At 65.8% G+C, this 26,360-nt stretch carries 18 protein-coding genes; 16 read left to right on the forward strand and 2 right to left on the reverse strand.

Annotated features, from left to right (window positions below; genetic code table 11):
* Window positions 1–107: 107 nt before the first annotated feature.
* The 16 genes from K5K93_RS16465 to K5K93_RS16540 all read left to right on the forward strand — a co-directional run bounded on the left by K5K93_RS16465 (window position 108) and on the right by K5K93_RS16540 (window position 22,954).
* Window positions 108–968 (forward strand): YicC/YloC family endoribonuclease, encoded by an 861-nt coding sequence (locus tag K5K93_RS16465; RefSeq protein WP_222388434.1) that lies wholly within the window; start codon window positions 108–110, stop codon window positions 966–968.
* On the forward strand, window positions 965–1,627 hold the full coding sequence (gene gmk, locus K5K93_RS16470) for a guanylate kinase (protein ID WP_032976987.1): 663 nt from the start codon (window positions 965–967) through the stop codon (window positions 1,625–1,627). The genes K5K93_RS16465 and gmk overlap by 4 nt, the downstream gene beginning before the upstream one ends.
* Before the next feature lie 110 nt (window positions 1,628–1,737).
* Window positions 1,738–2,037 carry a DNA-directed RNA polymerase subunit omega gene (gene rpoZ, locus K5K93_RS16475; RefSeq protein ID WP_049469622.1) on the forward strand — a complete coding sequence of 100 codons (300 nt, stop codon included), beginning with the start codon at window positions 1,738–1,740 and terminating at the stop codon, window positions 2,035–2,037.
* Between the two features lie 106 nt (window positions 2,038–2,143).
* Window positions 2,144–4,306, forward strand: coding sequence for a bifunctional (p)ppGpp synthetase/guanosine-3',5'-bis(diphosphate) 3'-pyrophosphohydrolase (locus K5K93_RS16480; protein ID WP_025874213.1), 2,163 nt, complete (start codon window positions 2,144–2,146; stop codon window positions 4,304–4,306).
* 148 nt (window positions 4,307–4,454) lie between these two features.
* Window positions 4,455–4,841: a RidA family protein gene (locus K5K93_RS16485; protein WP_025874214.1), complete on the forward strand. Its 387-nt coding sequence runs from the start codon at window positions 4,455–4,457 to the stop codon at window positions 4,839–4,841.
* 7 nt (window positions 4,842–4,848) lie between these two features.
* The gene (recG, locus tag K5K93_RS16490) at window positions 4,849–6,960 is read left to right on the forward strand and encodes an ATP-dependent DNA helicase RecG (protein ID WP_222388435.1); all 2,112 of its coding nucleotides are present in this window, start codon (window positions 4,849–4,851) and stop codon (window positions 6,958–6,960) included.
* Between the two features lie 489 nt (window positions 6,961–7,449).
* Window positions 7,450–8,388: a nucleoside hydrolase gene (locus K5K93_RS16495; protein WP_222388436.1), complete on the forward strand. Its 939-nt coding sequence runs from the start codon at window positions 7,450–7,452 to the stop codon at window positions 8,386–8,388.
* 88 nt (window positions 8,389–8,476) lie between these two features.
* Complete coding sequence (locus K5K93_RS16500; RefSeq protein ID WP_006389217.1) at window positions 8,477–8,719, forward strand: type B 50S ribosomal protein L31; 243 nt, start codon at window positions 8,477–8,479, stop codon at window positions 8,717–8,719.
* Between the two features lie 296 nt (window positions 8,720–9,015).
* The gene (locus tag K5K93_RS16505; protein WP_025874217.1) at window positions 9,016–10,293 is read left to right on the forward strand and encodes a citrate synthase; all 1,278 of its coding nucleotides are present in this window, start codon (window positions 9,016–9,018) and stop codon (window positions 10,291–10,293) included.
* A gap of 703 nt (window positions 10,294–10,996) precedes the next feature.
* Window positions 10,997–12,094 carry a hypothetical protein gene (locus K5K93_RS16510; RefSeq protein ID WP_222388437.1) on the forward strand — a complete coding sequence of 366 codons (1,098 nt, stop codon included), beginning with the start codon at window positions 10,997–10,999 and terminating at the stop codon, window positions 12,092–12,094.
* 375 nt (window positions 12,095–12,469) lie between these two features.
* A complete protein-coding gene (locus K5K93_RS16515) occupies window positions 12,470–12,976 on the forward strand; it encodes a CS1 type fimbrial major subunit (protein ID WP_093817912.1) in 507 nt (168 codons plus the stop codon).
* 51 nt (window positions 12,977–13,027) lie between these two features.
* Window positions 13,028–15,751, forward strand: a complete 2,724-nt coding sequence (locus K5K93_RS16520; RefSeq protein WP_222388438.1) for a TcfC E-set like domain-containing protein — start codon at window positions 13,028–13,030, stop codon at window positions 15,749–15,751.
* Window positions 15,752–16,038: 287 nt separating this feature from the next.
* Window positions 16,039–16,881 (forward strand): CfaE/CblD family pilus tip adhesin, encoded by an 843-nt coding sequence (locus K5K93_RS16525; RefSeq protein ID WP_314819834.1) that lies wholly within the window; start codon window positions 16,039–16,041, stop codon window positions 16,879–16,881.
* 19 nt (window positions 16,882–16,900) lie between these two features.
* A complete protein-coding gene (locus K5K93_RS16530) occupies window positions 16,901–17,599 on the forward strand; it encodes a pilus assembly protein (protein WP_222388440.1) in 699 nt (232 codons plus the stop codon).
* 66 nt (window positions 17,600–17,665) lie between these two features.
* Complete coding sequence (locus K5K93_RS16535) at window positions 17,666–22,147, forward strand: ESPR-type extended signal peptide-containing protein (RefSeq protein WP_222388441.1); 4,482 nt, start codon at window positions 17,666–17,668, stop codon at window positions 22,145–22,147.
* A gap of 69 nt (window positions 22,148–22,216) precedes the next feature.
* A complete protein-coding gene (locus tag K5K93_RS16540; RefSeq protein ID WP_222388442.1) occupies window positions 22,217–22,954 on the forward strand; it encodes a hypothetical protein in 738 nt (245 codons plus the stop codon).
* A 61-nt stretch (window positions 22,955–23,015) separates the two neighbouring features.
* On the opposite strand, the gene K5K93_RS16545 is transcribed toward K5K93_RS16540, so the two are convergent.
* Complete coding sequence (locus tag K5K93_RS16545; RefSeq protein ID WP_222388443.1) at window positions 23,016–23,660, reverse strand: hypothetical protein; 645 nt, start codon at window positions 23,658–23,660, stop codon at window positions 23,016–23,018.
* 171 nt (window positions 23,661–23,831) lie between these two features.
* A complete protein-coding gene (locus K5K93_RS16550) occupies window positions 23,832–26,258 on the reverse strand; it encodes a penicillin-binding protein 1A (protein ID WP_093817907.1) in 2,427 nt (808 codons plus the stop codon).
* Window positions 26,259–26,360 lie beyond the last annotated feature (102 nt).

Genomic DNA, 26,360 nt, shown 5'->3' on the forward strand with positions numbered 1-26,360 from the left:
GGGAAAGGGAGTACGCCACCATCCCCGCGGCCTTCACGGGGCGGGGAAAGGGGCTCAAAAGAGACCGCTAGGGTACCATTCCCCCTTTGCAAGCACCGGATACATCCATGATTCGAAGCATGACGGCCTATGCCGGCGGCGAGCGCTCCACCCTGTGGGGAACGCTGGGCTGCGAGCTGCGCTCGGTCAACCACCGCTTCCTGGAAGTGGGCACGCGCCTGCCCGAGGAACTGCGCGCATTGGAACCGCAGCTGCGCGAACGCATTTCCGCACGCCTGAGCCGTGGCAAGCTGGATCTGGTGATGCGCCTGCGCGCGCCAGACTCGGCCGCCAGCCTGCAGGTCAACGAGGTGCTGCTGGGCCAGCTGGGCCAGCTGGCGCACCGGCTGACCTCCGATTTCCCCAACCTGCAGGTCAGCTTCACCGACCTGCTGCAGCTGCCGGGCGTCACCCAGGGTGAGGCCACCGATGCGGCAGCCCTGCAGATTGAAGCGCTGGCGCTGCTGGACCAGGTGCTGGAGGGCTTCATCGCCGCCCGCGAGCGTGAGGGCAATACGCTGGCCGCCGCCATCGCCGAGCGCGTGGATGCCATCGAGCGCATCGCCGCGGAGGTCCGTACGCTGATTCCCGCCATTCGCGACGGCCAGCGCACCAAGCTCGCCGCTCGCCTGGCCGACCTGCCGCATCCGGTTGATCCGGGCCGCGCCGAGCAGGAACTGGTGATGTGGCTGCAGAAGCTGGACGTGGACGAGGAGCTGGATCGCCTGTCCAGCCATATCGTCGAGATCCGCCGCGTGCTCAAGCAGCGTGAACCGGTCGGCCGCCGCCTGGACTTCCTGCTGCAGGAGTTCAATCGCGAGGCCAACACGCTTGGCTCCAAGTCGGTGGACAGCCGCACGTCCAATGCCGCGGTCGAGCTGAAGGTGCTGATCGACCAGATCCGCGAGCAGGTGCAGAACATCGAATGAGCATTTCCACGCCCCCGGCCGCGATCGCACGCGGCACGCTGTACATCGTTGCCGCTCCCTCCGGCGCCGGCAAGAGCAGCATCGTCAACGCCACCCTGGCCCGCGACCCGCAGATTGCCCTGTCGATCTCCTTCACCTCGCGCGCCATGCGCCCGGGTGAAGTGAACGGCCAGCACTACCACTTCGTCAGCGCCGAGAAGTTCGAGGAAATGATCGCCGCCGGCGATTTCTTCGAACACGCCTGGGTGCATGGCGACTGGAAGGGCACCGCCCGCCAGTCGGTGGAGCCGCAGCTGGCGGCCGGCCAGGACGTGCTGCTGGAAATCGACTGGCAGGGCGCGCAGCAGGTGCGCCAGCTGGTGCCGGGCACGGTGACGGTGTTCATCCTGCCGCCGTCCAAGCAGGCCCTGCAGGACCGCATGCGCAAGCGTGGCCAGGACAGCGAGGCGGTCATCGCCCAGCGCCTGGGCGCCGCCCGCGATGAAATGCTGCACTTCAACGAATTCGACTACGTCATCGTCAACGAAGTGTTCGATACCGCCGTGGACGAACTGTGCGCGATCTTCACCGCCAGCCGCCTGCGCCGGGACGCCCAGAAGGTCCGCCATGCCGGCCTGATCCAGGCCCTGTTGACCCCGGATGCGGGTTCAACTGATTGATTCCTAAAGGGTCCGGTGGGGGTTGGCTTGATTTTGTCCAGCCCCTGCCAGTACACTCCGTCCCCTTTCCCTCATTCGACTGAGCGGCCGACCGGTCGCCGGGAGCCCGTATGGCCCGCATTACCGTAGAAGATTGCCTGGAAGTCGTTAACAACCGTTTCGAGCTGGTGATGATGGCCTCCAAGCGCGCCCGTCAGCTCGCCAATGGCGTGCAGGCCACGCTGGACAACAGCGAGAGCGAGGACAAGCCGACCGTGCTGGCGCTGCGCGAAATCGCTGCCCGCAAGATCGACAACGCGCTGATCGACGAAGTCGAGAAGGCCGAGCGTGAGCGCGCCGAGCGCGAAGCGCTGGAGTGGGCCGCCGCCGAAGTGGTCGCCGACGAAGACATGTCCAAGAACGACGACTGATCGCATTGATCAACGTCATTGCTGGATACGCCGAACAGCCCGCCCCGTGCGGGCTGTTTCGCATTCAGGGTTTGCCGTAAACGTCGCGCTGGCATAGGCTTTGGCCATGAACCCAGGCCCCACTGCCAAGGTCGCCGCAGTCCCCGCTGCCGCCGTACCCGATTACGTCCTCCAGCTCGAGCGCGCCGCCCACTACCTGCCGCCCGAGCAGCTGCCGCTGCTGCGCCGTGCGTGGGAAGTCGGTGCCTCCGCGCACGCTGGGCAGACGCGCAAGTCGGGCGAGCCCTACATCACCCATCCGGTGGCCGTGGCCCAGGTGCTGGCCGAGCTCGGCCTGGACGTGGAAGCGCTGATCGCCGCGATCCTGCACGACACCATCGAAGACACCCCGCTGACCCGCGAGGCCCTGTCGGCCGAGTTCGGCGAAGCCGTGGCCGAACTGGTGGACGGCGTCACCAAGCTGGACAAGCTGAAGTTCCGCGACCGCCAGGAAGCGGCCGCCGAGAGCTTCCGCAAGATGCTGCTGGCGATGTCACGCGACCTGCGCGTGATCATGATCAAGCTGGCCGACCGCCTGCACAACATGCGCACGCTGGGCGCGCAGAGCCGGGAAGCGCGTGGCCGCATCGCCCGCGAGACGTTGGAGATCTACGCCCCGATCGCGCAGCGGCTGGGCATGAGCCTGGTCAAGAGCGAACTGCAGAACCTCGGCTTCAAGGCGCTGTACCCGTGGCGCCACGCGATCCTGGAAAAGCACATCCGCAGCCAGCCGGTCGTGCGCCGCGAGGCGCTGGCGCAGGTGGAAGTGCAGCTGTCGCAGCGCTTGGCCAAGGAAGGCATCGAGCACCGCCTGGTCAGCCGCATCAAGACCCCGTGGAGCATCTACAACAAGATGCGCGACGAGAACAAATCCTTCGACCAGGTGATGGATGTGTTCGGCTTCCGCCTGGTCGTGCGCGGCGTGCCGCAGTGCTACCACTCGCTGGGCGCGGTGCATGCCGCGTTCAAGCCGCTGGATGGGCGCTTCCGCGATTTCATCGCCATTCCCAAGGCCAACGGTTACCAGTCGCTGCATACCGTTCTGTTCGGGCCCTACGGTTCGCCCATCGAAGTGCAGATCCGCACCGAGGAAATGGACCTGATCGCCGAGCGCGGCGTGGCTGCGCACTGGACCTACAAGTTCGGCGGCGATTCGCCCAACAGCGCGCAGAGCCGCGCCCACGCCTGGATCGTCGAACTGATCGATTCGCAGCGGGCCGCCGGTTCGTCGCTGGAGTTCCTCGACAACGTCAAGGTCGACCTGTTCCCGGACGAGGTCTACCTGTTCACCCCGAAGGGCAAGATCCTGGCCCTGCCGCGCAATTCCACCGCGCTCGACTTCGCCTACGCCGTGCATACCGACGTCGGCAACATGGCCGTGGCCTCGCGCGTGGACAAGAAACTGGTGCCACTGCGCACCAAGCTGGTGTCGGGGCAGTCGGTGGAGATCATCACCGCGCGCTCGGCCACGCCCAAGCCGCAGTGGCTCGAATTCGTGGTGACCAGCAAGGCGCGCACCGCCATCCGCCACCAGCTCAAGCAGCTGGAGCACGAAGACGCCGTGCAGTTGGGCCACCGCATGCTCGACCGCGCGCTGGAGGCGATGGACAGCTCGCTGGAGCGCCTGCCCAAGGGCCGCCTGGATGCCTTCCTGGCCGAACACCGGTTCCCGCGCCTGGAGGCCCTGCTGGCGGAAGTCGCGCTGGGCAACTGGATGCCGACCCAGGCTGCGCAGGCACTGATGGCCTACGCCGAACTGCGCGGCGGCGCGCATTCGCGCCACAGTTCGCAGGAAAAGATCCTGATCAATGGCAGCGAGCGTGGCGTGGTCACCTTCGCCGGCTGCTGCCAGCCCATTCCGGGCGACGACATCATGGGCTACCACACCGCCGGCAAGGGCATCGTGGTGCACCGCATGGATTGCCCGAACCTGGCCGAACTGCGCAAGTCGCCCGAGCGTTGGGTGCTGATCGGCTGGGATACCACCGTATCCGGCGACTACGACACCTCGCTGGTGGTGGAAGTGGAGAACGGTACCGGCGTGCTCGCACAGCTGGCCGCGGCGATCGCGCAGAGCCACTCCAACATCGAGCGCGTGGATTACCTGGACCGCGATTTCAACGCCGCAGTGCTGGCGTTCAACATCCAGGTGCGCGACCGCAACCACCTGGCCGAAGTGATGCGTCGCCTGCGCCGCCTGTCGGTCGTGCAGGCGGTACGCCGGCAGTAGATCCACGCCATGCGTGGATGACGTTCCGCGCACACAACGCACGGGGTCGGATCCGTTTCCCGCCGGGAAACGGATCCGACCCCAGCCGACATTGCCCCCACCCGGTACAATCACCGCTCTGTTTTCCCCCAACGCACCGGAGCGACCCATGTCCCGCCAGATCATCAACACCGAAAAGGCCCCGGCCGCCATCGGCCCGTACTCGCAGGCCGTGCGCGCCGGCAACACCGTGTATTTCTCCGGCCAGATTCCGCTCGACCCGGCCACCGGCGACATCGTCGGCGTCGGTGACGTCGAAGCGCAGGCCCGTCGTGCCTTCGACAACCTCAAGGCCGTGGCCGAAGCCGCCGGCGGTTCGCTGGACAAGGTCGTGCGCCTGGGCCTGTACCTGACCGACCTGGCCGAATTCGCCAAGGTCAACGCGGTGATGCAGGACTATTTCCAGGCCCCGTTCCCGGCCCGTTCCACCATCGAAGTCTCCGGCCTGCCGAAGGGCGCCAACTTCGAGGTCGACGCGGTGATGGTCATCGACTGACCGCCACGTGGCACGCAAGGCGGCGGTCACCCCGGCACTGGCACCGTCCGGTGAAGCATCGCTTGCGATGCTCGCCGGCGTCGGGCCGGCCGTGGCCGCCAAGCTGCAGGCGCGTGGCCTGGCCACCCTGCAGGATCTCTGGCTGCACCTGCCGCTGCGCTATGAAGACCGTACCCGGCTGACCCGCATCGAAGACCTGCGCAACGGCATTCCGGCGCAGGTGGAAGTGCGGGTGGTGGCCGTCGAGCGCGGCATGCGCTACCGGCCGATGCTGAAAGTGGCAGTTGAGGATGAAGGGCAGGGCACCCTGGTGCTGCGCTTCTTCCATTTCCGCCAGCAGCAGGTCGGCCAGTTCGCGGTCGGCAACCGCCTGCGCTGCTTCGGTACGCCCAAACCGGGGCACCTCGGTTTGGAGATTGTCCATCCCAGCTACCAGGTACTGGGCCGCAACGATGATCCCGATCTCGGCGATCGCCTCGACCCGGTGTATTCCACCGTCGAAGGCGTCGGCCCGATGACGATGCGCAAGCTGATCGGCCAGGCGCTTGATCGCCTGCCGGAAGAAAGCACGCTGGAACTGCTGCCGACCGGCTGGCTCGAGGGCCTCGGCCTGCCATCGCTGCGCAGTGCGCTGCTGACCGTGCATCAACCTCCGCCGGATGCAGACCTGGCTGCACTTGCCGCCGGTACCCATCCAGCGCAGCGCCGGCTGGCAATGGAAGAACTGCTGGCGCACCACCTCAGCCTGCGTCGCCAGCGCATTGCGTTGCAGGCGCATCACGCGCCGCCGCTGGCCGGTCCCGGCAAGCTGGCCAAGGCGTTGTTGAAGCAGTTGCCGTTCGCCTTGACCGGCGCGCAGGCACGCGTGTTCAAGCAGATCCGCGAAGACCTTGCGCGCCCCAGCCCGATGCTGCGGCTGGTGCAGGGCGATGTCGGTTCGGGCAAGACCGTGGTGGCGGCATTGGCAGCGATGCTGGCGGTGGAGCAGGGCAAGCAGGTCGCACTGGCCGCCCCCACCGAACTGCTGGCCGAACAGCATCTCAACAACCTGCGCGGCTGGCTGGAGCCGCTGGGCGTGCGTATCGCCTGGTTGGCCGGCAAGGTCACCGGCAAGGCGCGCGCAAAGGTGATGGAACAGGTCGCCAACGGCGAAGCGCAGGTGGTGGTGGGTACCCACGCACTGATGCAGGAGGCGGTGGTATTCCACGATCTGGCGCTGGCCATCGTCGATGAGCAGCACCGCTTCGGCGTGCACCAGCGCCTGGCGCTGCGCGACAAGGGCAAGGGCGGCAACAACGTGCCGCACCAGCTGGTGATGACCGCCACGCCGATTCCGCGCACGCTGGCGATGTCCGAATACGCCGACCTGGATGTATCGGCCATCGACGAACTGCCGCCGGGCCGCACGCCGGTGCAGACCGTGGCACTGAACAACGATCGCCGCCCCGAGCTGATCGAGCGCATCGCCCTGGCCTGCCGCGAAGGGCGGCAGGTGTACTGGGTGTGCACGCTCATCGAAGAAAGCGAAGAGCTGGATGCCACCCCGGCACAGGCCACCTACGAATCGCTGCAGGCGCTGCTGCCGGGCGTGCGCGTGGGGCTGGTGCATGGCCGGCTGAAAGCGGCCGAGAAGCTGGCGACGATGGTCGCGTTCAAGGCCGGCGACATTGACCTGCTGGTGGCCACCACCGTGATCGAAGTCGGCGTGGACGTGCCCAACGCCTCGCTGATGGTGATCGAGAACGCCGAGCGCCTGGGCCTGGCCCAGCTGCACCAGCTGCGTGGCCGCGTCGGCCGGGGTTCGGCGGTGTCGCGCTGCGTGCTGCTGTACCAGGCACCGCTTTCGCAGATGGCACGCGAACGCCTGCAGACCATGCGTGAAACCAACGACGGTTTCGTCATTGCCGAGAAGGATCTGGAGCTGCGCGGGCCCGGCGAACTGCTGGGCACCCGGCAGACCGGCCTGGCCGGCTTCCGCATTGCCGATCTGGCCCGCGACGCTGGCCTGCTGCCGGGCGTGCATGCGCTGGCCGAACGCCTGCTGGCGCAGCAGCCGGCGCTTGCAGATCGCGTGGTGCAGCGCTGGATCGGTACGGCCGTGCGCTACGCCTCGGCGTAAGCTGCGGGGTCGGATCCCTTGCTTGGCAAAGGGCTCTGACCCCATGCCCTGGCGCTCATCCACGCATGGCGTGGATCTACTGCGCGCTGCGTGCGTGAGTCGAGCACGGCTCGACTCTACAGACAGCGCTTTCGATCATTTTCATGTTCATCCACGCATTGCGTGGATGTGTCGACCAAGGTCGACACCTACCAACATCCGCCGTTCCGACAGACCGCGGAAATCTGTCGAAGGCGGGGTGGGTCCGGTTGCGGGGGTGTCCGCGGCTTGGATGCCGCGGCCAAGCCCCCATGGACGGGTATACGGCGTCCCCCGCAACCGGACCCACCCCGCCATCTCCCAGAAAGCCAGCCTTTGACGTTGCTGTTGCCGTTGCTGTTGCCGTTGCTCCGGCCTCTGCAGGTGCAGGGCGCAGCCCTGCCGAACCCCCATACTTGCAACGGTCATCATCCCGGTCCACACTTCGTTGCCGATCTGAAGACGGCAACGATGACCAAGAAGATCCCGCTGTTGATCGATACCGATCCCGGTGTCGACGACGCACTGGCCCTGCTGATGGCCTTCGCCGATGAACGGCATGACGTGGTCGCCCTGACCATCGCCGTCGGCAACGTAGGCCTGCAGTACACCGTCCGCAACGCCCTCAAGCTCTGCGACATCGTCGGCCGTACCGACGTGCCGGTGTTCGCCGGCAGCCCCGATCCGCTGCTGCATCCATCCGTCGACGCCGCCCACGTGCATGGCCGCGATGGCTATGGCGATGTGGACCTGCCGCCGCCGAGCCGCCAGGCCGACGCCGAGCACGCCGCGCTGGCCATCCTGCGCCTGTCGCACCAGCATGCCGGCGAACTGATGCTGGTGATGCTCGGCCCGCTGACCAACCTGGCGCTGGCGCTGAAGCTCGATCCGACCCTGCCCCAGCGCATCAAGCGCATCGTGGTGATGGGCGGCGCAGTCACCTGCCACGGCAACATCACCCCCGCCGCCGAATTCAACATCGCCTTCGATCCGGAAGCCGCGCATGTGGTGTTCACCGCGTTCCCGCACCTGCTGGTGTCGGACTGGGAAGCCACCGTTGCCCACGGCCTGCCGTTGGCCGAAGCCGAGCAGTGGCTGGGCGCAGATTCCGAGCGCGCGCGCTTCTACGAGCTGATCTCGCGCAAGACCCGTGGCCTGTCCGAAGACAGCAAGGGCGGCCGCTGGTACACCGCCGACGCGCTGGCCATGGCCTGGGCGCTGAACCCGGAAGGGCAGTTGCAGGTCGAATCACGGCCGCTGAATGTGGAACTGAACGGCACGTTCAGCCGCGGCGCGACCATCGTCGACTGGAACCGCCAGACCGGCCAGCCGGACAACTGCGATCTGCTGATGGCCTACGACCAGGGGCGTTTCGAAGCCCTGGTGCGCCAGGCCCTGGGTGCGGACTGAGGCCAGCCCCCCCGCACTGGTTGCCCCCGGTGGCAACCAGTGCTTATAATGCCGCTCTTGACCACCAGCCCATTTACGGTGTGAGCCCATGAAGGCCGATATCCATCCGAACTACCGCGACGTCGTCTTCCATGACGTCACCTCCGATTTCAAGATCCTGACCCGCTCGACCATGAGCACGAAGGAAACCATCAAGTGGGAAGACGGCAACGACTACCCGCTGGTGAAGGTTGAAATTTCCTCGGCTTCGCATCCGTTCTACACGGGCAAGCACAAGGTCATCGACACCTCGGGCCGTATCGACAAGTTCCAGAAGCGCTACGCGCGCTGATACGTCGTACCCGGTTCGAACCGACGGCCGCGCTCTGCGCGGCCGTTTGTTTTTGTCCAGCGCCTGCCCAACGGGCGTTTGGAGGGACGGAACACTGCGTCCTTGTGACAACGCTCTTGCCGATCCCGGCCGCTCGCTGGCAGGGTGCCGGCTGCCTGTCGTCTACGACTTCTGTCTAGCGCCCGGCAAATGCTGCTGTGCGATAATGACCTGATCCCCGGCACAGGCCGAGGACGTCATTCACGTGCCTGACCAATGCGCTTGGGCAGGCGCCTTCCCATGAAGGAGCGCACACAGTGTCCGATCTTGATCAGGTCACGCTCAACGCCGGCGATAAGTCGGTCGTTCTGCCCGTCATCAAACCCACCCTCGGCAACGACTGCGTCGACATCGCGAAGCTGACCAAGGAAACGGGGTATTTCACCTACGATTCCGGTTTCACCGCGACGGCCAGCTGCAAGTCCGCCATCACCTACATCGACGGCGACAAGGGCGTGCTGCTGTATCGCGGCTACCCGATCGAGCAGCTGTCGGAGAAGTCGAGCTACGTCGAAGTGGCCTACCTGCTGATCAACGGCGAGCGCCCGAGCGCCGAGCAGCTGAAGGCCTTCACCGACGAGCTGGCTGCCGAAGCCAACGTCGATGAGTCGATCAATACCCTGATCGGCAGCTTCGCCAAGGATGCCCATCCGATGGCCATCCTGACCGCCGCCATCGCGCAGCTGTCGGGCATCTACCACGCCTCGCTGGACCTGTCCGACGCCGAACAGCGCCGCCAGGCTGCCGTGCGCCTGATCGCCAAGGTGCCGACCCTGTCGGCGCTGATCTACCGCCACGGCAAGGGCCTGCCGGCCAACAAGCCGGATACCTCGCTGGACTACGTCAGCCGCTTCCTGAAGCAGACCTTCGAGTCGGCCGATGGCAAGTACGAACTGAACCAGGACGTGGTCAAGGCACTGGACCTGCTGTTCATCCTGCACGCCGACCACGAGCAGAACGCGTCGACCTCGACCGTGCGTCTGGTCGGTTCGACCGGTGCCAACCCGTATGCGTCGGTCGCCGCTGGCGTCACCGCGCTGTGGGGTCCGGCCCACGGCGGTGCCAACGAAGCCGTGCTGAAGATGCTGGAAGAGATCGGTTCGGCCGACAACGTCGAGTCGGCCGTGCTCAAGGCCAAGGACAAGACCTCCGGCTTCCGCCTGATGGGCTTCGGCCACCGCGTGTACAAGAACTTCGACCCGCGCGCCAAGGTCATCGGCGAGATGACCGGCAAGGTGCTCAAGCAGCTGGGCGTGCAGGATCCGCTGCTGGACGTGGCCGTGAAGCTGGAACAGGCCGCGCTGCAGGACGAGTACTTCGTCGCCCGCAAGCTGTACCCGAACGTCGATTTCTACAGCGGCATCATCTACAAGGCGCTGCAGATCCCGACCGAGATGTTCACCGTCATGTTCGCCCTGGGCCGTACCTCCGGCTGGGTCTCGCATTGGCTGGAACAGCAGGTCGACCCGGAAATGAAGATCGGCCGTCCGCGCCAGGTCTACACCGGTCACGACGTGCGTGACTACCAGGGCTGATTGCCTGCGGTAGGTTGTGCTGAAGACGCCCCGCGATTGCGGGGCGTTTTTTTTGCTTCGCTTTTGGTAGATGCCAACCTTGGTTGGCAAGCTTTCGGCGCGCGCGGAACATCATCCACGCATGGCGTGGATCTACTGCGTTCCGGCTCCGGAAATGAAGATCGGCCGTCCGCGCCAGGTCTACACCGGCCACGACGTGCGCGACTACCAGGGCTGATTGCCTGCGGTAGGTTGTGCTGAAGACGCCCCGCGATTGCGGGGCGTTTTTTTTGCTTCGCTTTTGGTAGATGCCAACCTTGGTTGGCAAGCTTTCGGCGCGCGCGGAACATCATCCACGCATGGCGCGGATCTACTGCGTTCCGGCTCCGGAAATGAAGATCGGCCGTCCGCGCCAGGTCTACACCGGCCACGACGTGCGTGACTACCAGGGCTGATTGCCTGCGGTAGGTTGTGCTGAAGACGCCCCGCGATTGCGGGGCGTTTTTTTTGCTTCGCTTTTGGTAGATGCCAACCTTGGTTGGCAAGCTTTCGGCGCGCGCGGAACATCATCCACGCATGGCGTGGATCTACTGCGCTCCGGCGAGTGGCACGTTGCTCACCGCGCCAAGACCGCGTGATTCAAGGGTCTCACCAGCTTCACAAGCGCTCGCGCAGCCTCAGGACGCCAGCTGCACCTGCAGCACTGATACGGAGCGTCCAACCCATGAGTACCCGTTTCGACCTGCCCGAGCGCGATCCACCCGGTCCAGACATCGCCACCGTGGTGGCCACTCCCATCGTGCCACCCCCCAGCGAAAGCGCGGTGTCCTGGGGCGCCATTTTCGCCGGTGCCGTTGCGGCCGCTGCACTGTCGTTGATCCTGCTGATCCTGGGCGTTGGCCTCGGCCTGTCATCGGTTTCGCCCTGGTCGTTCGAAGGGGTGTCCAAGGAAACCTTCGGCTGGACCAGCATCGCGTGGCTGACCTTCACCGCGCTGGCCGCTTCCGGCCTCGGCGGCTATCTGGCCGGTCGCCTGCGCACCAAGTGGACGCAGCTGCATGGCGATGAAACCTACTTCCGCGACACCGCGCACGGCTTCGTGTCCTGGGCTGTGGCGACCCTGCTCACTGCTGGCCTGTTGACCTCGGCCATCGGTGGCGTGCTGGGCGCCGGCGCAAAGGTTGCCGGTGCGACCGCAGGCGCCGCTGCCACCACTGCCGGTGCTGCCGTGGCCGGAGCTGGCAGCGCTGCTGCAGGCGCACCGGAGAGCGACCTCAACTACTGGGTGGATTCGCTGTTCCGCAGTGCCACCACGGCGGACCCGGACGCTGCCGGTGCACCTCCGGTTGCGCCGGCAGCGGGCGCAGCGCCGGGGACCAGCCCGATGGTCCCGGCCGCACCGCCGCCGCCCCCGGCCGCCGCCAGCGTTGGCCCACGTGACGCCCGCACGGCCCCGCCGCCGCGCCCGATGCCGGGCAGTGCCCCGATGGGCGACCGCCGCGAAGTCCGTGCCGAGGTGAACCGCATCATCGTCAACAGCCTGCAGGGGGATGGCCTGGACCCGGCCGATACCCAGTACCTGTCGCAGCTGATCGCGCGCGAGACGGGCATGAGCCCGGCCGAAGCGCAGGCCCGTGTGACCGACGTGCAGACCCGCATGCGTGCCGCGCTGGAGAAGGCGAAGAACACCGCCAAGCAGGCCGCCGACGATGCGCGCAAGGCAACGGCCTATGCCGCACTGTGGCTGTTCATCACCCTGCTGATCGGCGCCTTCTTCGCCAGTCTCAGCGCCACCTGGGGCGGCCGTCGCCGCGATCTGTAACCCGCATCTGATGCAAGGAGACCTGTCATGAAAACGCTTCTGCTCTGGTTCCTGGGCGTGCCGATTCCGCTGTTGATCCTGTACGCGATCTTCTTCTAGGCACCGCACCGTTCATCGCATCAGGCCGCCGAAAGGCGGCCTGATGCATTTGGCGCTACTGCAATGAGGTTTGTTGCAAAGGCCGGATGAGGACAGTTGCATAACTCTCAAACTTTGAGCAACTTCAAGAAATCCCCTTAACATTCATCTGTTTAGGAAAGCTTGAATGGCCGCAAGGTACGGCGCTGCCTACCATTCTCTCGTCGCCCGCCCCCACGCAGGCGGGTGATGCCTCCGCAAGCGAGGCCTCATATCCCACCGTCCGAGAGAGACACCATGAACACCATCCTGAAGAAGGCCGCGCTCGCTGCAGCGCTGGCTACCGTTTCGCTGTCCGCCCATGCATTCGACGCCGACATCAAGGTCTGGGCCGACGTGGATCCGACCCTGGCCCTGCTCAAGGCCGATGGCACCGCGCTGGATTCGGTGGTCAACATGGTCCACAACCCGGTCAGTGGCCTGGTGCCGTGGGCGCAGCAGGTACGCATCTACTCCAACGATGAAAGCAAGGACATCGAAGTGCGTGTTGGCAGCACCCCGCAGCTGCTCAACACCGATGGTGGCGGCGCGCCGGTGCCGTTGACGGTCAGCCTCAATGGCAGGGCACTGACCGTGGCCGCACAGGATTTCACCGCATCCGATCTGTTCGATGGCGCGCTGCCGGGCGCATCGATCCCGATGGCGCTGCGCATCGCGCAGACCAGCCCGGCACCGATCGCCCGCGGTGGCCGCTACGAAGGCATCGTCACCATCGCGATGCAGCAGAAGACCACCAGCCCGTAAGGCACCCGCGCCGGCCCGCTTGCCGGGCCGGCTGCTTCCGGTAATTCCCCCATGAATGCTCCCGCACCCGCCGTCACCCGGCTGGCGGTCGCGCTCGCCCTGTCGCTGGCCACACCCCTGGTCGCGGCGCGCGGCGTTCCCGCCGGTTTCGAGGATCTGGTCGAAGGCCAGACCGAACACCTGGAGATCCGTCTGTTCGGTCGTTCGACCGGGCTCGTGCCGGTGCGCGTGACCCTGGAACACGTGCAGCTGGAAACCCCGGCCGAGGCGCTGCAGGCCTTGCAGCTGTCCGCCGAAGCGCAGGCCGCGCTGCTGCCGGCGTTGTCGCAGCCGCTGCCGCGCAACAGTCATCTGGCGTGCCGTTACGGCGGTGCCAGCGCCGGTTGTGGGTACATCGATCCCCCCGAGGAGCCCACCGCCGTGCGCGCGCTGTATGACGAAGGCGAGGGCGCTGTGCGCCTGTTCGTCGCCCGCCAATGGATCCCCGGCGAGCCGGGCGCCGAGCGCTACCACCAGGTCAGCGCCAATGCCGAGAACGCCTTCCTGCACCAGCACACCTTCAACGTCAGCGGCGGCCGCGGCTACCAGGCGCTGGCCGCGCAGGGCATGGGCGCACTGGGCGTGTTCCAGCGCGGGCACCTGTCCGCCGACTGGACCTTCAGCCAGCAGCACTACCGCGGCGGTCTTGCCAGCCGCCGTTTCCAGCTCGACAACGCCTACTACCGCCATGACCTGGGCCAGCAGCACTACCTGCAGGCCGGGCGCATGGACCGCCGCAACCTGAGCAGTCCGCAGGGCGGCACCTTCAGTTTCAGCATGCTGCCGATGGATCGCTTCCAGGGCCTGCGGCTGGGCACCACGCAGGCCTACGTGGATTCCGCCGCCGCCGTGCAGGCCACGCCGCTCACCGTGCTGCTGGCGCGCGATGCGCGCGTGGATGCATTCGATGGCGAGCGCCTGCTGCAGACCTTCTACCTGCAGGCCGGCATCAACCAGCTCGATACGCGCCGGTTCCCCATGGGTAACTACACCGTCAGCCTGCGCATCTACGAAGACGGCGTGCTGGTACGCAACGAGGACGCGCCGTTCGACAAGGGCGGTGACTGGACCGACAGCAGCGTGCAGTGGTTCCTGCAGGGCGGCCGCCGCAACGAGCGCCGCAGCGACCGCTTCGACGACGAACTGGCGGCCATGGGCGGCCTGCGCGTGCCGATGGGGCGCAACGTGGCCATGACCGCCGGCATCGCCGATCTGGGCGGTTTCAGCTACGGCGAACTGCGGCTGGACCTGCGCCATGTGTTTGCGACCCAGGAAGTCCGCGCCACCTTCAGTGGCATGCACGGCAGCGATGGCAGCCGTGGCCAGCAGCATCAGCTTTCCTACCGTCGCCGTGCTTCGTGGAATGTGTACCACCAGCGCATGCGCGGCCGTGCCTGCCAGTTCGAGGATGACGCGCGCGACCGGCTCGGCTGTGCCGATTCGCTCAGTGCCTCGATGGCGCTGCCGGTGGCCGGCGGCAACGCCTACGTGGCCTATACCCGCCGCCAGACCTGGCGTGCAGGCACCGTGCGGCCGGGGCTGGGTGATGATCCACTGGCCGAGCTTGACCCGCTGCTGCCGCCATGGCTTCCACAGCCCACGCGCATACCGCAGCTCAGCCGCACCTGGCAGGCCAGCTACAGCCGCAGCCAGCGCTGGGGCGAGTTCAGTGTGTCCAGCCGCATCGGCGTGTGGCAGCAGACCAGCGGCGGTGGACTGCGCGATGGACGTGACCGCGGCATCTACCTCAATTTCAGCCTCAACCGCCTGCAGCACGATGACCGCGGCAGTTCGCAGCGACGCTATGGCGTGGACGTGCGGCAACCACAGCATGCGCGGCCGGACATCAACTACAGCGCCGGGCAGACGCTGCGCCAGGAATACGAGGATCAGTACCGCGAGGTATCGGGCGAACTGCGCGGCAACAACAACGAGCGCTACAGCGCCACGCTGAGTACCCAGCTGCAGAACCGCATCGGCCAGACCGGTGCCACGGTGTCGCGCTACCAGCACCAGGGTGGCAACGAAGTGGCGTACAGCGCCACGCACAGTTCCGGCCTGGCCATCGGCAAGCGCGGCGTGTACTGGGGCGCTGGCGTTGGCGCCGACGCGGGGCTGGCGGTGCAGGTGGATCACACCGACGACTTGGACCTGACCGGCGTTGCCGCCGAGCTGCAGGTGGGCGGGTTGCGCCGGCAGCGACTGAAGCTGGGCGAGCGCCGGCTGCTGCCGATCTCCGCCTACCAGTCGCACCGCGCTGAAGTGCAGGACGCCAGCGCCCTGGACAGCATCGCCGCCGTGCGCGTGAGCGGTGTGGGCGGCGCGCGTCCGCTGTTCCTGTCACCGGGGCGGCTGGTGCGCATGCCGGTGCCGATTGAAGTGACCTACACCTTCATCGGCAACGCCCAGGACATCGCCGGCGCCCCGCTGCGCGCTGCCCGCATTCTCAACGCGCCGGTGCCCGGCACCGGCAGCAATGGAGGTTTCGTGGCCGACTTCCCACGACGCGAGAAGACCCTGTACCTGCTGCAGGACGACCGGTTGCTGCACTGCCCGCTACAGGTGCGCGAGCGCCGCAGCGTGGTGATGCTGGTAGGCGCCGTGCAGTGCGAGCCGCTGGCCGTGGCCCAGCTGCCGGCCGACATCCGCCACCAGGCACGTGTGGCGCGTTTGCTGCAGGAGCAGGCGCTGATTGCCGCCACGCCGCAGACCGCAGCAGCGGGAGGTGCGAAGTGAGCCGGCGCGTGTGGTGGGCGATGGCGGTGTTGTGTGGGCTGGTGCTGTTGGTGCCGCGGGCGATGGCGCAGAGGCCGCCGGAAACACATCCGTCGAGCGAGCACCGCGACATCGTGATGAGTTGGGATCGCTCTGCGATGCCGGGAGATATCGAGTTGTGGGCGCGAGATTCGTTGCTCGCGTATCAAGCGTCCGCCGGACTTCCGTACGCAAAGACCCATCTCGTCTGTTTGTCGGATAGCGACTCATCCAAGGGCAAGTGTCCGGTGCTTGGCTCCGAGACGAGCATGTCTGGGGCAGGAGAAATATGGATACAGGCGGTTGAAGCCAGATCTGGTTTGAGAGAGGAGATACGCGCAGTTGGTAGCCGACGCCGCCCGATGACTGGGCAGGCATGCTCATCGGACTACTGGGCATCAGTAATCAGACCCCTATGGGCTGCAGATGTCGACGCTTGCGGCAGAGACCAATCTGCCGGAATCGGAGTGAGTCTTCGAGTGCCAGTCTCTGAGTTGAATAGGCTCGTGGCAGGACGTTGGCGTGCACAGCTCATGCTTGCCATGCATGGCGAGATCGCGGGTGCTCCGCTAGCTGAATACAGCTTTGCATTTGAATTCTCCATCACCGACCACAACGCGGTCTCCATCTACTTCCCGCTTTTCGATCAAGTCACCCCGCACGTCGGCCTGAACCTGCAGTACGACCCGATCGCGCAGACCATCGGCGGCCGTACCCAGCTCGACATGTGCCTGTACGACGGGCTGGGCTCGCAGAGTGCTTACCTGGGCGTCACCGTGCGTGACAGCGGCGCGCAGCCTCCCGGGCCCTCGGGCTACTCGGTATGGCACGTCGATGGCGGCAGTGATGCCAGCCAGCGCGTGGACTACACCGTCACGCTGGATCACAACGGCAGCAGCCTGCCGATGCGCAATGGTGTGGAGCAGCTGCTGCACGGCATCGATACCGCACGGCTGCGCCTGGTGCTGCTGCCCGGCATGACGCAGCCGGTGTTCTGCGTGCCTACGCCATTGACGCTGGAAACACCGCGCGTGCCGGTCAGCACCAAGCGCCCCGGCTACTACAGCGGCGACCTCAAGGTGGAACTGCGTGTTCCCACCGTCACGCCCTGAACCCCACATGGAGTACCCGATGAAGTCCTTAGTCCGCTGCCTGCTGCCGCTGTCGCTGCTGACGGCGTTGCCTGCCCACGCCAATCTCACCGTGCATCCCATGCGTACGTCGGTGGACGCGAAGAAGGGCGCGCAGATACGTATCTACTCGCAGTCCACTCAGCCGCAGTACGTGCAGGCATCGATCAAGCGCATCGTCGACCCGGCGGGAGCAGGTGAACAGGAGGTCGAGGTGGAGCCGAATGAGGCGGCCATCGCCATCACACCGGGCAAGTTCGCTCTGGCCGGTGGTGGCAACCGGCTGATCCGTGTGATTCCGCTGCAGCCGGTCGAAAAGGAAACGGCATACCGCGTGTACTTCGAGGGCATGCGCGGGCCCGATGGCGCAGACCCCGCAGGCGAGGGTGAGACGGCGCAGGCCAATGTCGGGGTCAGCCTGGTCTGGGGCGCACTGGTCAATGTACTGCCCGCGCAGTCCACGATGGACGTGCAGGTGGAGGGAAACCACCTGCGCAATACCGGCACGCTGCGCGTTGGCGTCACCAGCATCGCTGACTGCGATGGCGCGCGCTGCACCGCGCATGACGTATCGCGGAGCCTGTATCCCGGCAGCACGCTGCAGCTGCCGTTTCCCGTGCAGCCGGGCCACACCCTGCAGTTGCGCTATCGGCTGACCCGCGATGGCTATCGCGAGCACGTGCACAACGTCGCGCTCTGAGTGCATCACGCCGCTGTGGCTTGGCGCCACAGCGGTTCCTTCTGTTCCGCTTGTTAAGGAGAATCCATGAACAAGATCTATCGACGACTCTGGTCCACCGCACGGCAGTGCTGGGTGGTGGCAAGTGAGCTGACCCGCAGCAAGGGACGTAGCGCCGGAGGTGCCCGAGGTGCTTTGCTGCTTTCCGTGCTGGTTGGTTCTGTTTCCAGCAGCGCGAGCGCCGGCGCCATCTTCTATGGCTGTGGTGAGAATGAGACCGGATTCGTGCGGTGCGCTCCGTTCATGGGACATGAAGATGCGACAAATGCGACTTCTACGCTGCGCAGTTCCTACTATCTTTCCATGGGCGGGGGCGCGTGGACCGATGGCAGCTACTCCACCAGTTTCGGGCATAGAACCTCTGCCGAGGGCGACAAGAACGCGGTGATGGGTTACGGGGCGATCTCGAAACAAGGGTATGCCTCGGTGTTTGGTGCGCACGCGCTCGGCGATGGCATCGGAACAATCGCCGTTGGTCATGACGCGCAGGCCTACACCGAAAATTCAATCGCGGTTGGAAGCGGCTCACGGACAAATACAGGGGCAGGCGTATCGAGGATCGCCATCGGTGGCGACGCCTATGCCGGGAGCAATGGCTGGACCGGCGCCATCGCCTTGGGAGGTGAGGCCCGCGCTCAGTACGATGGCGTGGCCATCGGCCATGGTGCGGCCACCTCGGCCAGCGGCACCGTCGCACTCGGGCGGGGATCGATCGCAGGCGAATCCAATACGGTCTCGGTTGGCAGCAGCAGCATCAAGCGTCGCATCGTCAATGTGGGCGATGCACAGCTGAATGCCGCCAGCACCGATGCGGTTACCGGCCGGCAGCTGTATCAGCTGCTCACCACGACCAATGGCCTGATCAGCCAGACAAGCACGGGTGGGACAGTTCGCATTGGCGCGGAGAACACTGGTCCGACATTGACGATCAGCAACAAAAGTGGAGCTGCCCGGTATCTCAACGGGGTCCGCAACGGCGCGCTCAACGCGACCAGCACCGATGCGGTCACTGGACAGCAGCTCAACGCTACCAATATCAACGTGACCACTGCGCAGAACGCGGCCAATACCGCGCAGGTGACCGCCACAGGGGCGAAGACCGCAGCCGACAGCGCGCTGACGAAGGCCAACGCCCTGGCCGGGCTGGTGAGCCAGGTTTCGGCCACGGGCAACGTGCGTCTGGGAGGTGAAAACACCGGTGCCGTACTGGACGTGCGCAACAAGAACAATGCCAGCCGCAGTATCAGCGGGGTGGCCGACGCGACGCTGAGCAGCAGCAGTACCGAGGCTGTCACCGGTCGGCAACTTACGGCGACCAACAGCAACGTGACCACGGCCCAGAACACCGCCAATGCCGCGCAGACGACGGCCACTGCGGCCAGGACCGCAGCCGACAGCGCGCTGACGAAGGCCAACGCCTTGGCTGGGCTGGTGAGCCAGGCATCGGCCACGGGCACCGTGCGCCTGGGAGGTGAAAACACCGGTGCCGTACTGGACGTGCGCAACAAGAACAATGCCAGCCGCAGTATCAGCGGGGTGGCCGACGCGACGCTGAGCAGCAGCAGTACCGAGGCTGTCACTGGTCGGCAGCTTACGGCGACCAACAGCAACGTGACCACGGCCCAGACCACCGCCAATGCCGCGCAGACGACGGCCAATGCGGCCAGGACCACTGCGGACAACGCGCTGGGCAGGGCCACGGCATTGAGTGGACTTGTCAGCCAGCTATCGGCGACGGGCAACATGCGTCTGGGCGCAGACAATGCCGGTACCGTGGTGGATGTGGCCAACAAGGATGGCGCGAAACGGCGCATCAACAACGTCGCCAATGGCGTGCTGAGCAGCACCAGCACCGACGTCGTGACCGGACAGCAGCTTCATGCCACCAACCAGACTGTTTCCTCGCAGGGCCAGTCGCTGGCACTGCACGGCCAGCAACTGGCAGCGCATACCCAGGCCCTGGCGGCACAGGACCAGCGCGTTGCGACCAACCGTGCCGACATCGATCAGCTTCGTACCGACGTGGACAACTTCGATCCGGATCTGGATGGAGTAGTGAAGTTCAGTACCGATCGCCTGCTTGTGGACATGGAAGGTGCGCGCGTATCGGGAGTGGCGGCGGGTGATGTCAGCTCGGCGGCCAGTACCGACGCGGTGAACGGTGGGCAGTTGTTTGCGACTAATTTTCGGATAGGTGCGCTTGAATTGAAGGATCGTTTGATTGATTTTGGCAAAGAAGCGGGAGCTGCGGAAGCGGAATCTGGTTCGTTCGGGGTTGCTTTGGGCAATGGTGCGCAGGCATCCATCCGTACCGAGGGAGGAACTGCGGTTGGTAGCTACTCGAGCGCGTTGGGCAAGAACTCGGTCGCGTTAGGTCGTGGCTCGCTTGTCGAGGAAGTAGCCGAAGGAGGATTTGCGCTCGGTGCTGGGGCTTCGGTGTCTCAGTATTCCGGTGTTGCCCTAGGCTCATATTCTGAGGTGAGGGCTGCAGCCGTGAACTCGGTTGCACTAGGTGCAAATTCAGTTGCAGAAGAGGGCGAGGTGGTATCTATAGGAAGCTCAACGCTGAAGCGCAGAGTCACGAATGTCGCTCGGGGAATTTCAGGTGAAAACGCTGCCACCATTGTACAGCTCAGCGAATCTATCGCCGTATTCGGTGGCGGTGCTGGTATCGATTCCGCGGGCAATGTCATTGCTCCAACCTATAGCGTGCAGAGCAGTACGCAGAACAACGTTGGTGACGCCTTGGCTGTGCTCGATGGCGCAGTGCTCAGGTCCGATAGTCGTGTAGATGGCGTCGAAGGCCAGCTGCGTGCGACGTTCCAACAGTCGCCATCAATCAGCGCAGATGGAATCGGCAGACTGAACCTGGCTGGTGCGCAGGGCATGGTTCTGTCGAATCTTGCCGATGGGCGTATTGCCGCGGGTAGTCGTGATGCGGTGACTGGGAGTCAGCTGCATGCCACAGAGCAGAAGATTGAGCGTAATAGACGCGACTTGGATGCAATGCAGCGCGCCTGGAGCTCGGATCAGAATAGTCTGCTGAGTGAGGCCAGAGATGGAAACCTCATCGACTTCGGCGGCGCACGCCTGACTGGTGTTGCCGATGCGCACCTCTCCGCTGATAGTTCGGATGTGGTGCGTGGGAGCCAGTTGTATGCGACAAACCTGAGACTGAACTCTATCGAAGACAACAGCGGCAACACTGCATTTGGCTGGATGCCCGAGGAAGGGCAGTATCCAGCTGAAGCGGGCCCAGGTGGAATAGCTATTGGCAAGAACGCAAAAGCTTCATTGCGTTCAGAAGGCGGCGTCGCCGTAGGCGCATGGGCAACGGCTGAAGGGAAGAACTCGGTAGCCTTGGGGCGCGCCTCCTACGTCCATGAACAAGCGGAAGAAGGCTTCGCTTTGGGTGTCCGGACGCAGGTCGCTGCTAAAGGGGGCACTGCTCTCGGTGCAGGGAGTGAGGTCCGTTCTAATGCCAGTAATTCCGTTGCCATCGGCTATCAATCCATCGCCAATGATGTAGACACTGTGTCCTTCGGAAATGACTGGCTGAAGCGTCGCCTCGTCAACGTAGCCAACGGCCGCAACACCAACGACGCCGCCACCATCGGCCAGCTCCGTGGCGCACTGTCCACTCTCGGCGGCAATATCGACGCCAACGGCAACGTCACCACGCCCGGCTTCAACGTCCAGGACCAGCAGCAGAACACCATCAGCGAAGCCCTCGCCACGCTCGACTCGGCCGTAGTCACCACCGGCTCCCGCGTCGATCGCGTGGAAACCCAGCTCCGCGCGGTGTTCCAGGAATCTCCGTCCATCCGCAGCGACGGTACCGCCCAGCTCACCCTGGCCGGCGCCAACGGCATGGTCATCTCCAACGTCGCCAATGGTCTGATCGCCGCCGGCAGCCGCGAGGCGGTCAACGGTGGCCAGTTGCATGCCGTGCAGCAGCAGCTCAACGGTCGCATCGATGGCCTGGAGCAGCGCGTGGACGGCCAGCCGCAGGCGCGTGCGATGGCCACGGCGTCAGCAGCGCCGACCGAAGAGATCATGCCAAGCCCGGAAGCCAGCGGTTCGCCGCAGGTCGCTTCGGCGGGCGAGGGCGCTTCGCCTGCACCGCAGCCGAAGGCGAAAAAGGATGACTCGCCCGCGCCCACGCCGCAGGTCGACACCGCCGAGTTGGAAAAGATGCTGGCCCGCGCCAACGAGTACACCGATGGTGCGATCAGCAACTTCGAGCGCCGCCTGGACAAGATGGACAAGCGCTTCAACCGCATGGCGGCGATGAGCAGTGCGCAGACGGCCATGGCCATGAACACCGCGGGCCTGGCCACCTACAACCGCCTTGGCGCGGGCGTGGGCTACGCCGAGGGCGAGTCGGCCATGGCGGTGGGCTACCAGCGCGTACTCAACGACAAGGGCTCAGCCACCTTCAGCCTGAATGGGGCGTTCACCAACAGCGGTGAACGCAGCATGGGCGTGGGTGTGGGCATCGGCTGGTAAGCCATGGCGCCCCGGTGTGGTGCGCGTAACGAGCCCCGCCGCGCCGGGGCCATTGCAGAGGAGGTTGCAATGTATCGCTTCATGAGCCGCTTCATGACCTATCGGCGCTACTACCTGTGGCGCGCCCGCATCCGTTATTTCACCCACGACATGGATACGTGGACGCTGGCCTGCCTGGTGCTGATGGTCTGCATGGGGTTGATGGTGTGGGGGTTCTGGCGCGTGGTGAACGTGCCGCAGCCGCGCATCCATCCGCAGGCCGCGGCCGTGCGGGTGGAAGTGCTGACCGACGAAGCGATCCATCGCATCGTGCTGGTGCGCCACGGTGGCACCACGCCGGGTCATCCCTTCTACAGTGCTGCGGAGATCCGCGGCAGCACCCAGCGCACGCTGCGGGTCCGGCAGACCCTGCAGGACCCGGTGGCGATGAAGCTGCAGGCGGACATGTACGCCGACATCGCCGACTACATCAACGCGACCGGTGCCTGCATGCCCTTTCCCTGCCGCCGCGTGAGTTTCCGCATCGAACAGCTGCAGCGGTCGGGGTACGAGAGTGCGGTACGCAACAAGGCGCTGGCCGAGATCCTGCAGGTGCCGTGGTACCTGGTGCCGAACCTTGATGGCGAACGCACGCGCGTGCGCAGTGGCTGGGCCGATGACTTCCAGGATGTGTATGCGCACGCCTGGAACCTGGATGACCTGCAGAAGATGCATGCGCGCATGATGGCCGAGTACCCGTACCGTGCGGCGGTGCCGTGGCTGGCACGGCTGGCGACCCCTGCCCAGGAACAACTGGTCTTCCCGTAGCGCCGGGCCATGCCCGGCTGCTCTTGGCGCAGAGCCGGGCACAGGCCCGGCTCTGCCAGGTTCAGCCGCCGATGTAGGCGGAGATTTCCATCTCGGCCAGCAGCTGCCGCAACTGCGTGGCCGACGCCCGCCGCATGGGTTTCTCATCCACCGGCGACAGCGGGGCCTGGCGCAACGCATCGTAGGGCAGCACGGCCAGGTCGAAGGTCAGGTCTTCGGCACTGAACACCCACACCGGCACATCCAGGTTGCGCTCACGGTCCATCCGCAGACGCCGGGTACGTGATTCGGCGGGGATGCGGTGTTCGTCCAGGAAGCGATGCACGGCTTCCGGGTCGTCACTGTGCAGGTGCAACTGCACGGGGCTGTTGGCATCGGCGGTGCCGTCCAGTACCGGACCAGCAAGGCGAGGCGAGAACCCGTGCAGGAATTCCAGCGCCCGCAACGCGGATTCGCGCCGCCGCTGCAGCTCGCTGCCGTGTTGTGGGCCGGAGAACAGCCGCTGGTACTCGCGCAGGGCCTGTTCGATCTCGACGTTGCGGGGCAGGGAAGCATCGTCGTGGATGCCAAGACGGCTGGCAGCCTTGAGCTTGGCCTGGTGGAAGTCGCGGATTCCGCCTTCGGCCATCAGCCGGGCGGCTTCGTGGGCGAGGCGATGACGCCGTTCGCGGGTCTGGCTGGCAGCATGCTGGTGAGCGCGGTGCATGCGATGACTCCCTGTTGCGACCTGGCCACAGACTAGCGCAGGCGTGTGACATCTGCGTGGGCGAAGGCAACGGCGCCGCTACGCTCGCCGGGCATGGCCCGGCGCTACCGGAAGAGGGGCCCGACGGATGCATCGGTGCCAACCAACGGTTGGCACCCACCCAGCTTGGCTTCAGAAGATATCGAACGCGGCCGCGTCGGCCTGCGGGGTGCTCTGCAGGTTGAGGTCGTAGTCGGTCAGGCGGTCCATGTCTTCCACCTTCACCCACTCCACCGCACCGTTGAGGGTGGCCTGGACCATCCCGCTCGGCGGTTCGTTCTGTGCGATCGGGGTGTCCTTCAGCGCGGTGCGCATGTAGTCGATCCAGATCGGCAGGGCCGCCTTGCCACCGTATTCGCGGTAGCCCAGCGAGCGGAAGTCGTCGCGGCCCACCCACACGGTGGTCACGTACGGGCCGCCGAAGCCGGAGAACCAGGCGTCACGGTGGTCGTTGGTGGAGCCGGTCTTGCCACCCACGTCTTCGCGGCCGAGTACCTTGGCCTGCGCGCCGGTGCCGCGCTGGACCACGTCGCGCATCATCGACACCAGCTGGTAGGCGGTGCGGGCGTCGATCGCACGCGGTGCGGTACGCGCGTCCGGGTTGGCCGGCGCGGCCGGCGTTTCGGTCTTGGCTTCCGGCTTGGCAGCGGCCGTGGCATCGACCTTGGGTGCCGGGGCGCCGAAGTTGAAGCCGTCCACGACCTGGTTCACCGGCTGGTCGCTGCTGCCGGCGCAGTCGCGGCAGGCCAGCGCCGGGTTTTCCTTGAACACCAGGTTGCCATCGCGGTCGTTGACCTGGTCGATCAGCCAGGTGTCCACGCGTGAGCCGCCGTTGGCGAACACGGCATAGCCACGGGCCACCGACAGTGGGGTCAGCGAGGCGGTACCCAGCGACATCGACAGGTTCGGCGGCAGCTCGGATTCGGCAAAGCCGAACTGGCTGATGTACTTTCGCGCGTAGTCCACGCCCATGCCATCAAGCAGGCGCACCGAGACCAGGTTGCGCGACTGCACCAGCGCTTCGCGCAGGCGCATCGGGCCGCGGAAGCCGCCGCCGTCGTTCTGCGGTGCCCAGGTCTTGCCGCGGCGGTCGCGGAACACGACCGGGGCGTCGAGCACGATCGAGGCCGGGTTGTAGCCCTTGTCGAAGGCGGCCGCGTAGACGAACGGCTTGAAGCTCGAACCGGGCTGGCGACGGGCCTGGGTGGCACGGTTGAACTTGTTGCCGGAGAAGCTGAAGCCGCCGACCAGCGCCTTCAGTGCGCCGCTGTGGGCGTCCAGTGAGACCAGCGCGGACTGGCCGCGCGGGAGCTGGTCGAGCAGCCATTCGCCCTCTTTGGCGCCAGCGCGCACGCGCACGATGTCGCCACGCTGCACCAGCTTGGCCGGGCTCTTGTTGGTCCACTTGGCGGCGCCGGCCGGCAGCACGATCTCGCTGCGGTTGGCCAGCACCACGGTGGCGCTGCCGTCGGCGCCGGTGCTGGCGACGATCGCCGGCAGCAGGCCGGCCTGGCCGAACATGCCGCGCAGGTGCACGGCCAGAGCGGCGGCATCATCGCCCGCGCCCAACTGCACCTGCTTCTCCACGCCGTGCCAGCCGTGGCGGTGGTCGTACAGCAGCAGGCCGTCGCGCACCGACAGGTTGGCGGCGGTCTGCAGGGTCGAATCGATCGTGGTGGTGACGTGGTAGCCCTTGTTGACCACGTCGCCGCCAAAGCGGGCGATCATTTCCTGGCGCACCAGCTCGGCCACGTACGGGGCATCGACCTGCACCGGCGGCTCGTGCGCGGTGGCGTGCATCGGTACGGCCTTGGCCGCATCGGCCTCGGCCTGGCTGACGAACTTCAGGTCGGCCATACGCTGCAGCACATAGTTGTCACGGCGCTGGCGGGCGCGCTCCGGGTTGGAGATCGGGTTGCCCGAGGACGGGAACTTGGGGATGCCGGCCAGCGAGGCCATCTCGTCCAGGTCCAGTTCGCCCAGCTTCTTGCCGTAGTAGAACTCGGCGGCGGCGGCCACGCCGTAGGCGCGGTTGCCGAAGAAACTCTTGTTCAGGTACAGCTCGAAGATCTCGTCCTTGCTCAGCTCGGACTCGATCTTGCGCGCCAGCAGGATCTCGGCCAGCTTGCGGGTATAGCTGTACTCGGAGCTGAGGAAGAACTGGCGGGCCACCTGCTGGGTGATGGTGGAGCCACCGGGCACGCGCTTGTCGTTGGTGGTGGCCAGCAGCCACACCGCGCGACCGATGCCCTTGTAGTCCACGCCACCGTGCTCGTAGAAACGGGCATCCTCGGTGGCCAGGAACGCCTGCTTCAGCTTCTCCGGCACGTCCTTCATGGTGATGGGGGTACGCCGGGTCTCGCCGAACACCGCCATGAGCTTGCCGTCGGCAGCGTAGACGTACATCGGCTCCTGCATTTCCACGTCGCGCAGGGTCTGCACGTCGGGAAGCTTGGAAGAAACGGCGTAGTACAGGCCGCCAACGGCGGCCGCTCCGACCAGCGCCAGGACCAGGACAACAAGAAAGATCCAGCGCAGCCAGCGGCGGAGACGGGTCATCGGTGTCAGATTCCGATTGCGAATTTCGTGGTCGCAGAGTATAGATTACGCAAGGTGGCGGCTGGGGCCGGCACTGGGGAGTGCAAGGGGACGCCAGGGGCT

It is taken from the genome of Stenotrophomonas sp. DR822 (genome assembly GCF_019793815.1).
GTDB lineage: Bacteria > Pseudomonadota > Gammaproteobacteria > Xanthomonadales > Xanthomonadaceae > Stenotrophomonas > Stenotrophomonas indicatrix.

What these genes read in the sequence shown, in the direction of transcription:
- K5K93_RS16465 (WP_222388434.1), top strand. Translation starts at nt 108, where the DNA reads ATGATTCGAAGCATGACGGCCTATGCCGGCGGCGAGCGCTCCACCCTG.
- gmk (WP_032976987.1), top strand. Translation starts at nt 965, where the DNA reads ATGAGCATTTCCACGCCCCCGGCCGCGATCGCACGCGGCACGCTGTAC.
- rpoZ (WP_049469622.1), top strand. Translation starts at nt 1,738, where the DNA reads ATGGCCCGCATTACCGTAGAAGATTGCCTGGAAGTCGTTAACAACCGT.
- K5K93_RS16480 (WP_025874213.1), top strand. Translation starts at nt 2,144, where the DNA reads ATGAACCCAGGCCCCACTGCCAAGGTCGCCGCAGTCCCCGCTGCCGCC.
- K5K93_RS16485 (WP_025874214.1), top strand. Translation starts at nt 4,455, where the DNA reads ATGTCCCGCCAGATCATCAACACCGAAAAGGCCCCGGCCGCCATCGGC.
- K5K93_RS16495 (WP_222388436.1), top strand. Translation starts at nt 7,450, where the DNA reads ATGACCAAGAAGATCCCGCTGTTGATCGATACCGATCCCGGTGTCGAC.
- K5K93_RS16500 (WP_006389217.1), top strand. Translation starts at nt 8,477, where the DNA reads ATGAAGGCCGATATCCATCCGAACTACCGCGACGTCGTCTTCCATGAC.
- K5K93_RS16510 (WP_222388437.1), top strand. Translation starts at nt 10,997, where the DNA reads ATGAGTACCCGTTTCGACCTGCCCGAGCGCGATCCACCCGGTCCAGAC.
- K5K93_RS16515 (WP_093817912.1), top strand. Translation starts at nt 12,470, where the DNA reads ATGAACACCATCCTGAAGAAGGCCGCGCTCGCTGCAGCGCTGGCTACC.
- K5K93_RS16520 (WP_222388438.1), top strand. Translation starts at nt 13,028, where the DNA reads ATGAATGCTCCCGCACCCGCCGTCACCCGGCTGGCGGTCGCGCTCGCC.
- K5K93_RS16525 (WP_314819834.1), top strand. Translation starts at nt 16,039, where the DNA reads ATGTCTGGGGCAGGAGAAATATGGATACAGGCGGTTGAAGCCAGATCT.
- K5K93_RS16530 (WP_222388440.1), top strand. Translation starts at nt 16,901, where the DNA reads ATGAAGTCCTTAGTCCGCTGCCTGCTGCCGCTGTCGCTGCTGACGGCG.
- K5K93_RS16535 (WP_222388441.1), top strand. Translation starts at nt 17,666, where the DNA reads ATGAACAAGATCTATCGACGACTCTGGTCCACCGCACGGCAGTGCTGG.
- K5K93_RS16540 (WP_222388442.1), top strand. Translation starts at nt 22,217, where the DNA reads ATGTATCGCTTCATGAGCCGCTTCATGACCTATCGGCGCTACTACCTG.
- K5K93_RS16545 (WP_222388443.1), bottom strand. Translation starts at nt 23,660, where the DNA reads ATGCACCGCGCTCACCAGCATGCTGCCAGCCAGACCCGCGAACGGCGT.
- K5K93_RS16550 (WP_093817907.1), bottom strand. Translation starts at nt 26,258, where the DNA reads ATGACCCGTCTCCGCCGCTGGCTGCGCTGGATCTTTCTTGTTGTCCTG.